The 14839-nt window shown below is 69.8% G+C and carries 15 protein-coding genes; 4 read left to right on the top strand and 11 right to left on the bottom strand.

What is annotated here, in order from left to right; genetic code table 11:
* Positions 1-13: 13 nt before the first annotated feature.
* The gene (locus AC5Y4Z_RS13915; protein WP_499964663.1) at positions 14-2590 is read right to left on the bottom strand and encodes a DNA translocase FtsK; all 2577 of its coding nucleotides are present in this window, start codon (positions 2588-2590) and stop codon (positions 14-16) included.
* Here AC5Y4Z_RS13915 and AC5Y4Z_RS13910 point away from each other — a divergent pair.
* From AC5Y4Z_RS13910 to AC5Y4Z_RS13895, 4 genes are read left to right on the top strand one after another with little or no spacing between them, the layout of a single operon-like run.
* On the top strand, positions 2589-3047 hold the full coding sequence (locus AC5Y4Z_RS13910) for a DUF2834 domain-containing protein (RefSeq protein WP_499964661.1): 459 nt from the start codon (positions 2589-2591) through the stop codon (positions 3045-3047). The genes AC5Y4Z_RS13915 and AC5Y4Z_RS13910 overlap by 2 nt on opposite strands.
* Before the next feature lie 37 nt (positions 3048-3084).
* Complete coding sequence (locus AC5Y4Z_RS13905; RefSeq protein ID WP_499964659.1) at positions 3085-3399, top strand: putative quinol monooxygenase; 315 nt, start codon at positions 3085-3087, stop codon at positions 3397-3399.
* Positions 3399-4217, top strand: a complete 819-nt coding sequence (locus AC5Y4Z_RS13900) for a mycofactocin-coupled SDR family oxidoreductase (protein WP_499964656.1) — start codon at positions 3399-3401, stop codon at positions 4215-4217. The genes AC5Y4Z_RS13905 and AC5Y4Z_RS13900 overlap by 1 nt, the downstream gene beginning before the upstream one ends.
* Before the next feature lie 6 nt (positions 4218-4223).
* Positions 4224-5096 carry an SAM-dependent methyltransferase gene (locus tag AC5Y4Z_RS13895; RefSeq protein WP_499964652.1) on the top strand — a complete coding sequence of 291 codons (873 nt, stop codon included), beginning with the start codon at positions 4224-4226 and terminating at the stop codon, positions 5094-5096.
* Here the strand turns inward: AC5Y4Z_RS13895 and AC5Y4Z_RS13890 are convergent.
* From AC5Y4Z_RS13890 to AC5Y4Z_RS13845, 10 genes are all read right to left on the bottom strand, one after another.
* Positions 5093-6769, bottom strand: a complete 1677-nt coding sequence (locus AC5Y4Z_RS13890) for a ribonuclease J (protein WP_499964650.1) — start codon at positions 6767-6769, stop codon at positions 5093-5095. The genes AC5Y4Z_RS13895 and AC5Y4Z_RS13890 overlap by 4 nt on opposite strands.
* Positions 6770-6787: 18 nt before the next feature.
* Positions 6788-7690, bottom strand: coding sequence for a 4-hydroxy-tetrahydrodipicolinate synthase (dapA, locus tag AC5Y4Z_RS13885; RefSeq protein ID WP_499964648.1), 903 nt, complete (start codon positions 7688-7690; stop codon positions 6788-6790).
* Positions 7691-7820: 130 nt separating this feature from the next.
* Positions 7821-8573, bottom strand: a complete 753-nt coding sequence (gene thyX / locus AC5Y4Z_RS13880) for an FAD-dependent thymidylate synthase (RefSeq protein ID WP_499964646.1) — start codon at positions 8571-8573, stop codon at positions 7821-7823.
* 29 nt (positions 8574-8602) lie between these two features.
* On the bottom strand, positions 8603-10111 hold the full coding sequence (locus AC5Y4Z_RS13875; protein ID WP_499964644.1) for a class I SAM-dependent DNA methyltransferase: 1509 nt from the start codon (positions 10109-10111) through the stop codon (positions 8603-8605).
* A gap of 100 nt (positions 10112-10211) precedes the next feature.
* Positions 10212-10388, bottom strand: coding sequence for a hypothetical protein (locus AC5Y4Z_RS13870; RefSeq protein WP_499964642.1), 177 nt, complete (start codon positions 10386-10388; stop codon positions 10212-10214).
* Positions 10389-10420: 32 nt separating this feature from the next.
* Positions 10421-11479, bottom strand: coding sequence for a restriction endonuclease subunit S (locus AC5Y4Z_RS13865; RefSeq protein WP_499964641.1), 1059 nt, complete (start codon positions 11477-11479; stop codon positions 10421-10423).
* Positions 11479-12747 carry a winged helix-turn-helix domain-containing protein gene (locus AC5Y4Z_RS13860; protein WP_499964639.1) on the bottom strand — a complete coding sequence of 423 codons (1269 nt, stop codon included), beginning with the start codon at positions 12745-12747 and terminating at the stop codon, positions 11479-11481. Before AC5Y4Z_RS13860 ends, AC5Y4Z_RS13865 begins: the two co-directional genes overlap by 1 nt.
* Before the next feature lie 15 nt (positions 12748-12762).
* A complete protein-coding gene (locus tag AC5Y4Z_RS13855; protein ID WP_499964839.1) occupies positions 12763-13440 on the bottom strand; it encodes a cell division protein DivIVA in 678 nt (225 codons plus the stop codon).
* Positions 13441-13539: 99 nt separating this feature from the next.
* Positions 13540-14037: a dihydrofolate reductase gene (locus AC5Y4Z_RS13850; RefSeq protein ID WP_499964637.1), complete on the bottom strand. Its 498-nt coding sequence runs from the start codon at positions 14035-14037 to the stop codon at positions 13540-13542.
* Entirely contained in the window at positions 14034-14834 is an 801-nt protein-coding gene (locus tag AC5Y4Z_RS13845) for a thymidylate synthase (RefSeq protein ID WP_499964635.1), read from the bottom strand. Before AC5Y4Z_RS13845 ends, AC5Y4Z_RS13850 begins: the two co-directional genes overlap by 4 nt.
* Positions 14835-14839: the final 5 nt, after the last annotated feature.

Raw genomic sequence — 14839 nt, 5'->3', positions numbered from 1 at the left:
CTGCGAAAATCCGTTATTCGGCGCCCTCGTCAGAAGCCCCGTCGCCGCGGATCGCGGCCAGCGTGACCGCCAGCTCGTCGGGCTTGACCAGCACCTCGCGCGCCTTGGAGCCCTCGGACGGCCCGACGATGCCGCGGGTCTCCATCAGGTCCATCAGCCGGCCGGCCTTGGCGAAGCCGACCCGCAGCTTGCGCTGCAGCATCGACGTCGACCCGAACTGGCTGGACACCACGAGCTCCACCGCCTGCAGGAACACGTCCATGTCGTCGCCGATGTCGGGGTCGACGTCGGTGCGTTCCCCGGTGGGCTTGGCGGTGGTGACGCCCTCGGTGTACTCGGGTTCGGCCTGGTCCTTGCAGGCGGCCACGACGGCGTGGATCTCCTCGTCGGTGATGAACGCGCCCTGTAGGCGCAGCGGCTTGCTGGCGCCCATCGGCAGGAACAGGCCGTCGCCCATGCCGATCAGCTTCTCCGCGCCGGCCTGGTCCAGGATCACCCGGGAATCGGTGAGCGACGACGTCGCGAACGCCAGCCGCGACGGCACGTTGGTCTTGATCAGCCCGGTGACCACGTCGACCGACGGCCGCTGGGTGGCCAGCACCAGGTGGATGCCGGCGGCGCGGGCCTTCTGGGTGATCCGCACGATGGCGTCCTCGACGTCGCGCGGCGCGGTCATCATCAGGTCGGCCAGCTCGTCGACGATCGCCACCACGTACGGGTAGGGCCGGTATTCGCGCTGGCTGCCCAGCGGCGCGGTGATCGCCCCGGAGCGCACCTTCTCGTTGAAGTCGTCGATGTGGCGCACCCGCGAGGCCTGCATGTCCTGGTAGCGCTGCTCCATCTCCTCGACCAGCCACGCCAGCGCGGCCGCCGCCTTCTTCGGCTGGGTGATGATCGGGGTGATCAGGTGCGGAATGCCTTCGTAGGGCGTCAGTTCCACCATCTTCGGGTCGATCAGGATCATCCTGACCTCCTCCGGGGTGGCCCGCGTCAGCAGCGAGATCAGCATGGAATTGACGAAGCTGGACTTCCCGGATCCGGTCGAGCCGGCGACCAGCAGGTGCGGCATCTTGGCCAGGTTGGCCGAGATGAAGTCGCCCTCGATGTCCTTGCCCAGCGCGATCACCAGCGGGTGGTGGTCGCGGCGGGTCGACGGCGCGGTGAGCACGTCGGCCAGCCGCACCATCTCCCGGTCGGTGTTGGGCACCTCGATGCCGACGGCGGACTTGCCGGGGATCGGGGCCAGCATGCGCACGCTCTCGGTGGCCACCGCGTAGGCGATGTTCTTCTGCAGCGCGGTGATCTTCTCCACCTTGACCCCGGGGCCCAACTCGACCTCGTAGCGGGTGACGGTCGGCCCGCGCGTGCAGCCGGTGACCGCGGCGTCGACCTTGAACTGGGTGAGCACCTCGCTGATGGCGTCGGCCATCTGGGTGTTGGCCGCGCTGCGCTTCTTGGGCGGGTCGCCGGCCACCAGCAGGCTCAACGACGGCAGCGTGTAGGGGCCCTCGACGACCCGGTCCAGTATTTCGGTGGTCTTCTTCGCGCGACGGCGGCGTGGTTCGGGGATGGTCGGCGTGTCGTCGGCCAGCGGCGCTTCGGCACTGGGGTCGCCGGCCGACGGCCAGGCCTGGGGCGCTTCGTCCGGGAACTCGTCGTAGTAACCGTCGGAGAGGTCGTCGCGGGGCTCGGGTTCGTCGTCGAACTCGTCGGCGTAGTCGTAGGCGAACTCGTCATCGCCATTGCCGCGCTGTCCCAGGCGGGGGCCGAACATGGCGCGCACCACGTCGGGCACCTCGCGGATGGTGGTCCCGGTCAGCAGCAGCAACCCGAACATGAAGCCGATGAACAACAGCGGCGCGGCGATCCAGGGCGTCAACCCGTCCGACAGCGGCCCGCCGATGGCGAAGCCGACGAATCCCGCTGCGCGGCGGCGCAATTCGGGATCCTCCGGCGACCCCGACCACAGGTGGCGCAGGCCGAGCGCCGACAGGGCGAGCAGGCTGCCGCCCAGGATCAGCCGCGGCCGCGCGTCGGGGTTGGGCTGGGTGCGCATCAGCGTCACGGCCACCGCGGCGGCGACGACGGGCAGCGCCAGGACGCCCGCCCCGATGAAGGTCCGCAACACGGTGTCCACCCACGCGCCGACGGGCCGGGCGGCGCCGAACCACGAGCTCGCGGCGACGACGACGGACAGGCCGAGCAGCACCAGCGCGATCCCGTCGCGGCGGTGTTCGGGATCGATGTCGTGGGCCCGGCCCAGGGATCGGGCCGCCCCGCCGGTGCCCCGCGCGGCCATCAGCCAGGTGGCGCGCAGGGCCCGCCCGCAGGTCAGTCCGGCACCGACCAGCAGGGACTGGTTGCGGCGTTTGGCGGGCCGGCCGGCCTTCTTGCGGGGGGCCGCCGGTCGCCGGCTTGCGGGCTTGCCTCGCGAAGGGGCCTTTGACCTGCTCGTTCGACTTCCGGAGCGGGCGGCGGTCTTACTGGGCATGAAGCCAAGCCTAGTCGCAATCGCCCCATATTCACCATGTGCCACACGGGTCACAAAAAGATGACGGTTCGGTCGCCGGCGCGTCTTGAATGGCCCCATGGCCGAAACCACCGCTCTTACCCCCGCGACACGCCTGCCGAGGGCCAGCAAGGTCCTGTGCGCCGTCTATGCCGCCATCGCGATCGCCGCGCTGGTCGCCACCTGGAGCCAGAACGTCGCCTATCTGGACCGGCCCGGCCGGTTTCTCGCGGCGTTCCTCGACGACACGAAAGTCACCGCGGCGTCGCGGTCGCTGACGGTGGACATCCTGCTGTTCTTCCTCGCCGCCGCCGTGCTCATGGTCGTCGAGGCCCGCAAGCACGGCATCAGGTTCGTGTGGCTCTACATCCTGGGCGGATTCGCCATCGCCATCAGCGTGACGTTCCCGTTGTTCCTGATCGCCCGCGAGCTGCGCATCGCCAAGTCGAGTCCGGCGCGGCCGGGTGCCGTCGACACCGCTGCGCTCGCGGCATTCGCGATCGCGGTCGCGGCACTGGTCCTGTGGGTGAGTGGGTAGGGTGACAGCCGTCCCCTCAGACCCCTAGGAGCCCCGCATGCCCGTCGTCGTCGTCGCCACCATGACCGTCAAACCCGAATCGGTCGACACCGTCCGCGACATCCTCACCACCGCGGTGTCAGAGGTGCACGACGAGCCGGGCTGCCAGCTGTACTCGCTGCACCAGACGGGCGAGACCTTCGTGTTCGTCGAGCAGTGGGCCGACGAGGACGCGCTCAAGGCGCACAGCACCGCGCCGGCGATCGGCAAGATGTTCGCGGCGGCCGGCGAGCACCTGGCCGGGGCGCCGGACATCAAGATGCTGCAGCCGATTCCGGCCGGCGAGCCGAGCAAGGGACAGCTGCGCGCGTAATGGCTGGGCCGCTCGAGGGCAAGGTCGCCTTCATCACCGGTGCGGCGCGCGGTCAGGGCCGCGCGCACGCGGTTCGTCTGGCCGCCAACGGCGCGAGCATCATCGCCGTCGACGTGTGCGACCAGATCGCCAGTGTGCCGTATGCGCTCGCCACCGCGGACGACCTGGCGGCCACCGTGAAGCTGGTCGAGGACACCGGCGCCCGGATCGTGGCCAGCCAGGGCGACGTGCGCGACCGCGAATCCCTCTCCGCGGCACTGCAGGCGGGCCTCGACGAATTCGGACGGCTCGACATCGTCGTCGCCAACGCCGGCATCGCGCCGATGTCCGCCGGCGACGACGGCTGGCGCGACGTCATCGACGTCAACCTCACCGGGGTCTACCACACCATCAAGGTCGCGATACCGACCATGGTCAAGCAGGGCACCGGCGGGTCGATCGTGCTGATCAGTTCGAGCGCGGGGCTGGCCGGGGTCGGCAGCCCCGACGCCGGATCCGTTGGCTATGCCGCCGCCAAGCACGGCGTGGTGGGGTTGATGCGGGTGTACGCGAATCTGCTTGCCAAGCAATACATCCGGGTGAACTCGATCCACCCGTCGGGTGTCGAAACGCCGATGATCAACAACGAGTTCACCCGGGAATGGCTGGCCAAGATGGCGGCCGGGACCGACACGCCGGGTGCCATGGGAAACGCCATGCCGGTGGAGGTGCTCGAAGCCGAAGACATCGCCAACGCGGTGGCGTGGCTGGTGTCCGACCAGGCCCGTTACGTCACCGGGGTCGCCTTGCCGGTCGACGCGGGCTTCTTGAACAAGTAGCCGCCGGTGGCACCAAACCCCGTGGCGCAGACCGCTTTCGGCCCGATGGTGCTGGCGGCCGTCGAGCGCAACGAGCCACCCGGGCGCCGCCTGGTGGACGACGACCTCGCGGAGCTGTTCCTGCCGGCCCCGCTGCGCTGGCTGGTCGCCGCGACCCGGTGGACCCCGGCCCGCCGGCTGCTGGTCCGCGGATCGGAGTACACCGGCCCCGGCCTGTGGGCCAACCTGGCCTGCCGCAAGCGTTTCATCGCCGACAAGCTCGACGAGGCGCGCGACGGCATCGACGCGGTCGTCATCCTCGGCGCCGGCTTCGACACCCGCCCCTACCTGCTGACCCGGCGGGTCCGCATCCCGGTCTTCGAGGTCGACCTGCCGGTCAACATCGCCCGCAAGGCCCAGACCGTCCGGCGGGTCCTGGGCGAGTTGCCGCTGTCGGTTCGGTTGGTGGCGTTGGACTTCGAGCGCGACGACCTGCTCACCGCGCTGGCCGAGCACGGCTACCGCACCGACTACCGGGCCTTCTTCATCTGTGAGGGCGTGACCCAGTACCTCACCGAAGCCGGCGTGCGGCGCACCCTCGAGGGCCTGCGCGCGGCCGGCCCGGGCAGCCGGTTGGTATTCACCTATGTGCGACGGGATTTCATCGACGGGACGAACCGCTACGGCTCCCGCACACTGTACCGCAACGTGCGCGAGCGCCACCAGCTGTGGCATTTCGGCCTGCAACCCGAGGACGTCGCGGAGTTCCTCGGCGAGTACGGGTGGCGGCTGGTGGAGCAGGCCGGCCCCGACGAACTCGTCCGGCGCTACGTGGCGCCCACCGGCCGCAAACTCGGTGCCTCCCAACTGGAATGGTCGGCCTACGCGGAGAAGGACTAGACTTCGATGACCGTCGGCACGATCATCGGCTGCCGGCGGTAGGTCTCGCCGACCCACTTGCCCACGGTGCGCCGCACGCACTGGGCGATCCGGACCGCATCGGTCACGTTGTCGGCGGCCAGCTGCTCGAGCTCCGCCTCGACCTTGCGCACCGCGGGCTCGAGCGCCTTGGGGTCTTCGGAGAACCCGCGCGAAAGCAGTTGCGGCGCAACCACCGGACGCCCGGAGTCGCGCGAGACGACCACGATCGCCGCGACGAAGCCCGACGACAGGATGAGCCGCTCGCCCAGGGTGATGTCGCCGACGTCGCCGGTGATCAACCCGTCGACGAACATCTTGCCCACCGGCACCGCGCCGGCGATCGAGGCCTGCCCCGCCATCAGGTCGACGCTGACGCCGTTCTCGGCCAACAGGATCGACTCCTCGGGCACCCCGGCGCGCGCGGCCAGCTTGGTGTTGGCGCGCAGCATCCGCCAGGTGCCGTGCACCGGCATCACGTTGCGCGGCCGCACCCCGTTGTAGAGGAACAAAAGTTCGCCCGCATACGCGTGACCCGAAACATGAACGCGCACTTGCTGGTTGGTGACGACGCGGGCGCCGATCTTGGCCAGCGAGTCGATGACCCCGTACACCGCCTCCTCGTTGCCGGGTATCAGCGACGACGACAGGATGATCAGGTCCTCCGACGTCAGCGTGATGCTTCGGTGCTCGCCGCGCGACATCCGCGACAGCGCCGACATCGGCTCGCCCTGGGTGCCGGTGGTGATCAGTACCACGCGCTCCGGCGGCATCATCTCGGCGGCGGAGATGTCGATCAGGTCCGAGTCGTCGACGCGCAAAAAGCCGAGCTCCCGGGCGATGCCCATGTTGCGCACCATGGAGCGCCCGACGAACGACACCCGCCGGCCCAATGCCACTGCCGCGTCGATGATCTGCTGCACCCGGTCCACGTTGGAGGCGAAGCACGCCACGATGACGCGGCCCTCGGCACCGCGGATCAGCCGGTGCAGGGTCGGGCCCACCTCGCTTTCCGAGGGCCCGACACCGGGGATCTCGGAGTTGGTCGAGTCGCACAGGAACAGGTCCACGCCCGCGTCGCCCAGCCGCGACATGCCGGGCAGGTCGGTGGGCCGGCCGTCGAGCGGGAGCTGGTCGAGCTTGATGTCGCCGGTGTGCAGCACGGTGCCGGCGCCCGTGTGGACCGCGATGGCCAGCGCGTCCGGGATGGAATGGTTGACGGCGAAGTACTCGCACTGGAATACGCCGTGGGTGCTGCGCTGCCCCTCGGCCACCTGCACGAAGACCGGTTTGATGCGGTACTCGCGGCACTTGGCCGCGACGAGCGCGAGCGTAAATTTCGAGCCCACTACCGGGATGTCGGGCCGCAGCCGCAGCAGGAACGGGATCGCCCCGATGTGGTCCTCGTGCGCGTGCGTGAGTACCAGCGCCTCGATGTCGTCGAGCCGGTCCTCGATGTGGCGCAGGTCGGGCAGGATCAGGTCGACGCCGGGCTCGTCGTGGGTCGGGAACATCACGCCGCAGTCGATGATCAGCAACCGGCCCAGGTGTTCGAAAACCGTCATGTTGCGGCCGATTTCGCTGATGCCGCCCAGCGCGGTGACCCGCAGCCCGCCCGGGGTCAATGGTCCCGGCGGGGCGAGGTCTACATCCACTTGACGGCCAGCCTTTGGTTACCTGAGCACCGAGGCGGCGCGCATGTCGGCGGCGAGGGCCTCGATTTGTGCGGGGGTTGCCGGCATTTGCGGCAGGCGGGGATCGCCGACGTCGATGCCCTGCAGGCGCAGGCCGGCCTTGGACATCGTCACGCCACCAAGGCGGGCCATCGCGTTGCACAGCGGCGCGACGGAGCCGTTGATCTTGCGGGCGGTGGTGACGTCGCCGGAGTTGAAGGCGGACAACAGCTCCCGGAGTTGGCCCGCCGCCACGTGGGCGATCACGCTGATGAAGCCGGTGGCGCCCATCGCCAGCCAGGGCAGGTTCAGCGCGTCGTCGCCGGAGTAGTAGGCCAGCCCGGTCTCGGCCATGACCTGGCCGCCGCTGTGCAGGTCGGCCTTGGCGTCCTTGACGCCGACGATGTTGGGGTGGCGGGCCAGCGCGTGCAGCGTGTCGGGCTCGATCGGGACGACGGAGCGCGGCGGGATGTCGTAGAGCAGCACCGGCAGCTCGGTGGCGTCGGCGACGGCGGTGAAGTGGGCGATCAGCCCGGCCTGCGGGGGGCGCGAGTAGTACGGCGTGACCACCAGCAGCCCGTGCGCCCCCTCGGCCGCGCAGGCCTTGGCCAGCGCGACGCTGTGGGCGGTGTCGTAGGTGCCCGCGCCGGCGATGATGCGCGCCCGGTCCCCCACCGCCTCCAGCACGACGCGCAACAGCTCGCGCTTCTCGTCGTCGCTGGTGGTCGGCGACTCGCCGGTGGTGCCGGACAGCACCAGGCCGTCGCATCCGGAGTCCACCAGGTGCTGTGCCAGTCGCGCCGCCGCGGCGGTGTCCAGGGAGCCGTCGGCGGCGAAGGGCGTCACCATCGCGGTCAGCAGGGTTCCCAACCGGGCGGGGACGTCGAATCCGACGGAACTCACGACATCCAGGTTACCTGGCGGTACCAAGCCCTTTTGGTACCGCCGCGAGCCTCACCCCCGCGAGCGGGCGTGTGTGTACAACGACACGCCGCTCGGCCCGGCATTTTGCGGACGCTCGGCGTGTGCCGCGTCAGGCCTCGGTGGCCAGCGGGCTGGTGGCGACCTCGGTGCCGTCGGCCAGGGTGGAGACCTCGAAGTCGGCGAACACGGCGGGCGCGACGCCGACGAGTTGGCGCAGGCATTCGATGGCCAGCCGCCGGATTTCGACGTCGGCGTGCTCGCTGGCGCGCATCGCGATGAAGTGCCGCCACGCCCGGTAGTTGCCGGTCACCACGATGCGGGTTTCGGTGGCGTTGGGCAGTACCGCCCGGGCGGCCTGGCGCGCCTGCTTGCGCCGCAGTGTGGCACTGGGTTGATCGGCGAACTTGGCCTCCAGCTTCGCCAGCAGCTCGGCGTAGGTGGCGCGGCTGGCGTCGGCGGCCGCGGTGAGGATTCGCTGCAGTTCGGGGTCGTCGTCCATGCCGGGCGGGACGACGACGCGCGAGTCGCCCTCGGGCACGTAGCGCTGCGACAGCTGCGAGTAGGAGAAATGCCGGTGCCGGATCAGCTCGTGGGTGCACGACCTCGAGATGCCGGTGATGTAGAACGACACGCTCGCGTGCTCGAGCACCGAGAAATGCCCGACGTCGATGATGTGGTTGATGTAGCCGGCGTTGGTTGCCGTCTTTGGGTTGGGCTTCGACCAGCTCTGATAGCAGGCCCGGCCGGCGAACTCGGTCAGCGCGGGTCCTCCGTCGGCATCGGTGCTCCACGGCACGTCCGGCGGCGCCAGGAACTCCGTCTTGGCGATCAGTTGCACCCGCAGCGGCGCGGTCTCGGCCACGGCGACCACCTTATCTTTAAGCGCCCAGCCTACGGCCAGAGCGGGTGGTCGCCCCTTCCGGTCAGGTGATCGCGCACCACCTTCTCCAGCCGCGCGGACTCGTCGAGCGCGTCGAGCAGTTCCGTCGTCAGCCGCGTGACCTTCGCGCCGACCGGCTCCCCGTCGGCCTCGATTTCGGGGGCACCGACGTAGCGTCCGGGGTTGAGCGCGTAGCCAGCGGCCTTGACCTCGGCCAGCGTCGCGGATCTGCAGAATCCCGGGACATCCTGATAGCTCACGCCTTTCGCGACGGCGGACCGAGATCCGCGCCAGGCGTGGTAGGTATCGGCGATGCGACGGATGTCCTCGTCCGTCAGCGCACGCTCGGCGCGGTCGACGAGGTAGCCGAGTTCGCGGGTGTCGATGAACAAGACCTGCCCGGACCGGTCGACGGAGCCCTGACCGCCCGCCGTCTTGTCTTTCGCGAAGATCCACAGGCACGCCGGGATCGCGGTGTTGCGAAAGAGCTGGGCGGGCAGCGCCACCAGGCAGGACACCAGGTCCGCCTCGATGATCCGGGCGCGAATCACGCCCTCTCCGTTGGTGTTCGACGACATCGAGCCGTTCGCCATCACCACGCCGGCCCGGCCGCCGGGCGCCAGCTTGGCCAGGATGTGTTGCAGCCAGGCGTAGTTCGCGTTGGTGGCGGGCGGGACGCCGAAGCGCCACCGCGGGTCGTCCTCGGTGCGGGCCCAATCCTTGATGTTGAAGGGCGGATTGGCCATCACGTAGTCCATCTGGACGTCGGCGTGCTGGTCGCGGACGAAGGTGTCGCCCCAGCCGAGGCCCGTGTTGTCGATGCCGTGGACGGCCAGGTTCATCTTCGCCATCCGCCAGGTATCCGCGACGCTCTCCTGCCCGTAGATCACGACATTGCCGGGATCGCGGTCGCGGGTGTGGATGAACTTGTCGGTCTGCACGAACATGCCGCCCGACCCGCAGCACGGGTCGTACACCCGCCCGCTCGAGGGTTCCAGCACCTCGACGATCAGGCGCACCACGCCGGGCGGGGTGAAGAACTCCCCGCCCCGCTTCCCTTCCGCGCGAGCGAAATTGCCGAGGAAGTACTCGTAGACCTCCCCCATCAGATCCCGGGCCCGGTGCTCGCTGTGCCGGCCGAACCGCGCGCCGTCGAGTAAATTGATCAACTCGCCGAGGCGGCGCTGGTCGACGTCGGTGTACAGCCGCGGCAGCGTGGCGGCGAAGGCGGGGTTCGCCGCCATCACGGCATCCATCGCCTCGTCGACGAGCTGCCCGATGCGCACGGGTTCGTCTTTGGCGTTGTCCGCCAGGAACTTCCAGCGCGCGCTCGGCGGCACCACGAATCCGTCGGAGCCCGCGTCGGAGACGTGCTTGAGGAACACCAGGCCCAGGATCACGTCCTTGTATTGGCTGGCGGACAGCGAGCCCCGCAGTTTGTCGGCGGTCTTCCACAGCGTGGCTTTGAGCTCCTTCGCCGTCGACGGTTCTTGCGTCCCGGGCTTTTCCTTCGGGGGCATCAGGGGCACGCCGACCCGGTGACATGCGCCAGCGCATGTCTGAGCCCTGCGACGTCGGGTTCGCCGACGGCGATGGCGACGATCGCCGACGTATCAACGATCACCGCGGCAGACCGTCCTCGTCGTAGAGGTCGACGTCGCGCTGGCGAATCGCGCGCTTGTCGCTGTCGGTGAGCAACTCGCCGAGTTTCGCCAGGGTCTTTTCCGCGGCCGCACGCCTGGACTCGACCGCCCCCGTCTGGTTGGCCCCGGTGCGGGCGGCCCTGTTGAGGCTCATGGTAGAAGGATGCCAGCAGCGGGGGAGACGATCTACCCTAGCTCGGCCCCGCCTGTCACCAGCAGCGGCAGCAGCGTCTCGCGCACCGACGCCAGCCGCGCGGATTCGGCGCGCCGCCCATGGCAGAGGGCACCGAGGCCGGTCAGCGTTTGCGCCGTCCGGGGCGCCAGGCGGCGCACGTCGCGCACCTCGACGTCGAGCAAGTCGGCCGGTGGTATCCGTTGGTGGCTGCCGGTCACGCCCGCGGCCTTACGTCGCAGGTTCGCCGAGATTTCGGGTTGCCGCAGCGCCGACCAGAGGGCCGAGGCGTCGACACCCGTTGGCTGGAGAACGACGAATTCGGTACTGGCCAACGCGGTTTCGGCAGGCAGGGCGGTGACATCCCAGATGCGCGGTATGCGCGGGTTCAGCTTGGAGAACAACACGCACGGGCCGGTGAGGACGAATTTGGGGCTCTTGATTTCGCTGCCGGCGACGACGCAGGGTTGGGCGCCGTCGTCGTACGCGGAGAAGCTGTAGTGCGCGACGGGGCCGTCGATTCCCTGCGGGTCGACCGAACGCGTCGATCGTCTCGCCAGATTCGACAGGGCGGTCCTTTCGGCGACCTGCCCGACCATCGCGACCATCAGGGCGTCGGCGGCTTCGACGACGCGATGGTTGGCGGCGATCTTGTCATCGAGGGAGCCGAGAATCTCGCCGATGCGCCGGCGGTCCGGCGCGGGGGCGGCGCGGATCGCAAGGCGCCGCAGTACGCCCTGGTTGAGCAGCGGCTGGCCCGATCCGGCGCGGTGCCGGTTGAGCCCGCAGGTCTGCAGCGCGTAATACCAATAGCGCGTCTCGTCGGGTTTCTTGGCGCGGCAGACCAGCGCGTTGTCGGTCACCCATACGTCGCGATCGCAATAGCGCAGACTGCCGCAGTACGAGCCGACGCGACCCACCACGATGAGCGGGCCGCGCGCGTTGTGCGCGTCCGCGTAGCCGATGGTGCCGTTGGCCCCATACACGGGATAGCGTCCGTCGGGCGCTCGCGCCGGCGGCGCGCGCCCGGCGCCGAAGTCGAGATGGTCTGCCAGCCTGACGGTTTCGGCCATCAGCCGGCCCGCTTGACGGCCTTGCGCAGGTCCCCGGCCAGATCGCCGCGGCCGGCCACGCTGAACCCGCCGAGGCCCAGCCACGACGCCATCGACTCCAGCTCGCCGGCCAGGGCCGCGGCGACGCGCGCCCGCGGCCGGCCCGGCTCGGCGAACGCTCCCAGGACGCGCAGCGAGTTGGCGGCCCGGTCGGCCTTGAGGTCGACGCGCGCGACCAGCTCGCCGTCCAGCAGGAGCGGCCACACGTAGTAGCCGTATTTCCGCTGAGCGGCCGGGGTGTAGATCTCGATGCGGTAGTGGAAGTCGAACAGCCGCTCGACGCGGGGCCGAAAGAAGATCAGCGGGTCGAACGGGCACAGCAGCGCGGTGCCGCGGTCGAGGCGTGGCACCGTCCGCCCGGCGCGCAGGTACGCCGGCGCCGGCCAGCCGTCGACGTCGACGCGTTCGATCGCACCGGTGGCTTCCAGCTCGGCGATCGCCGGCTTGGTCTGGGCGGCCGACAGCCGGAAGTAGTCGCGGATGTCGGTCTCGGTGCCCACGCCCAGCGCGGTGGCCGCCCGCAGCGTGAGCTCGCGGACGGCCTCGTCGTCGGCGACCTCGCGGGCCAGCACGCTCGGCGGCAGCACCCGCTCGACCAGGTCGTAGTGCCGCGCGAAGCCGACCCGGGTGGCGGTGGTGAGTACGCCGGCGGCGAACAGCGCCTCGGCGACCCACTTGGTGTCGCTGCGCGTCCACCAGGTTCCCTTCTTGCGGCGCGGCTCGGCGGCAAGGTGGGCCTCGATCTGCCCCGCGGTGCTGGGCCCGAGCTCCGCGACGGCGGTGACGATGTCCTCGGCGAGCCGCGGGTTGTCCCTGGCTGCCTCAAGAGACCGGTGCGTGCGCCAGCGGCCGTGGCGGTACTGGCGCATCCGCCAGCGCAGCAGCGGCCAGTCCTCGACGGACATCAGCGCGGCCTCGTGGGCCCAGTACTCGGCCAGCAGCCGCGACGGCCGCGGCCCCCACGCCGCGCGGTCCAGCACGTCGCGGTCGTAGGGGCCGAGCCGGCTGAACACCGGCGCGTAGTGGGCGCGCACCGCAACCGACACCGAATCCAGTTGCAGCACTTGGATTCTGGATATCAGCCGCTTGAGATGCGCGCGGGTGACCGGGCCGGCGGGCCGCGGCTCGTTAAACCCTTGGGCCGCAACGGCTATCCGCCGGGCCTGCGCGGCGGTCAGCCTGAGGGTCCGAGTGGACACGGCGCAGACAATACCGGCCGCCTCGGACATCTCCGGTCGCGACGCTTAGCCGGCGCCGACTTTGTCGTCCGAGGGGTTCTTCTGTTCCTGGTATGCCGACTCGAGAGCGGCCGGGACGGCTTCCAGGTCGCGGTAGACGCCCATCAACTGCTCGAGGATTTTGATGCGCTGCCGGCTCGCCTCGTCCACCGCGCGCCGGGCCTGCTCGCGATCGTGATCGGCCTTCTGGCGGGCGTCGGCCAGCAGTTGCTCACGCGCCTGGTCGGCGTCCTCGCGCATGCTGGCCAGCTCGGCCTCGAGCTTGTCCTTGGTTTCCTGGTACTCGGCTTCCATCGCTTTGCGCCGCGCCTCGAGGTCCGCCAGCACCTCTTCATGCTTGCGCCGCTCGGCCTCGATCTCGGCCTCGGCCGCCGCGATCATCGCGTCCGCCTCGGCGCGCGCCTCTGCCTGCATCTCGGAAACCTCGTCGACCGCGCGGCGCAGCATCTTCGCCATCCGCTTTTGCATCGCGTGCGGCGAGGGTGACGTGTCGGTGAGGACGGCGACCTCCTTGCGCAGGGCGGCCGCCTCGTCGCCGGACTCCTGCAGCCGGGCCCGCAGGCTCTCGACGTCGTCGAGGAGCAACTGCTGCTTGGTGGTCAGCATCTCGATGTGCGCGTCAACCGCCGACGGGTCGTAGCCCCGGAACATGCGGGTGAACGTCTTTGCGGGTTCGGTTATCACTGCCAATTTCCCCTCCTGGAAACGCCTGGTGGACCCCGTGCGCCCCGACCCCCGACTTTCGAGTATGTCAGGTAATGCCCTCGCCGTCGCCGCGTGCGCTCATGGCCGACGGTAGCTATGGAAGCGGTAGCGCAGCCCGGTGCGGCTGCTCTGCCACTCCCCCGTCACGCCCACCCAGGCCTCGTCGAGCACCGGGGCCAACGCGTCCTCGTCGTCGCGAACCAGGTCGATTTCGACCTCGGTGACCTCGCAGCGGGTGGCCAGCGGCAGCGCAAGCCGGTAGACCTCCGCACCCCCGATTACCCACGTCTGCGATTCTGACTCGAAAATGTCCGACGCGGCCTCGAGCGAACCGACGACCTCGGCTCCGCCGGCGACGAAGTCGGCCCGGCGCGAGAGCACCACGTTTCGGCGTCCGGGCAGCGGCCGCACCCGGGCCGGCAGCGACTCCCAGGTCCGCCGGCCCATCACCACGGTGTGGCCCATCGTCACCTGCTTGAAGCGGGCCAGGTCCTCCGGCACGCGCCACGGGATGTCGCCGCCGCGGCCGATGACGCCGGATGTCGACTGAGCCCACACCAGACCCAGGTCCGTCATACTGCGACGGGGGCTTTGATCGCCGGGTGCGGATCGTAGTTCTGCACGACGACGTCGTCGTAGGTGTAGTCGAAGATCGAATCCCGATGGGCCAGAAGCAGTTTCGGGTACGGTCGCGGTTCGCGGCCGAGCTGGAGGCGCACCTGTTCGACGTGGTTGTCGTAGATGTGGCAGTCACCGCCGGTCCAGACGAACTCGCCCACCGACAGGCCGGCCTGGGCGGCCATCATGTGGGTGAGCAGCGCGTAGCTGGCGATGTTGAACGGCACGCCGAGGAAAAGGTCGGCGCTGCGCTGGTAGAGCTGGCAGCTCAGCCGCCCGTCGGCCACATAGAACTGGAAGAAGGCGTGACACGGCGGCAGCGCCATCTGCGGGATGTCGCCGACGTTCCACGCCGAGACGATGATGCGCCGCGAGTTCGGGTCGGTGCGCAGCAGCTCGAGCGCAGCGCTGATCTGGTCGACGTGCTCGCCGTTCGGCGTCGGCCAGGACCGCCACTGTACGCCGTAGATCGGCCCGAGATCGCCTGTGTCACTTGCCCATTCGTCCCAGATGGTGACGCCGTGCTCGTGCAGCCAGGCGACGTTGGAGTCGCCGCGCAAAAACCACAGCAGCTCGTAGACCACCGATTTGACATGCACCTTCTTGGTAGTCAGCAGCGGGAAGCCGGCCGACAGGTCATACCGCAGCTGCTGGCCGAACAGGCTGCGGGTCCCGGTGCCGGTACGGTCGGATTTGGCCGCGCCCCGCTCGAGCACCAGGCGCAGCAGGTCCTCGTAGGGGGTGGGGATCGGCACGCGGC

The sequence above is a fragment of the Mycobacterium sp. NGS63 genome, assembly GCF_059812295.1.
The sequence above is the reverse complement of the archived record's forward strand: the minus strand, read 5'-3'. Positions and strand labels throughout refer to the sequence as shown.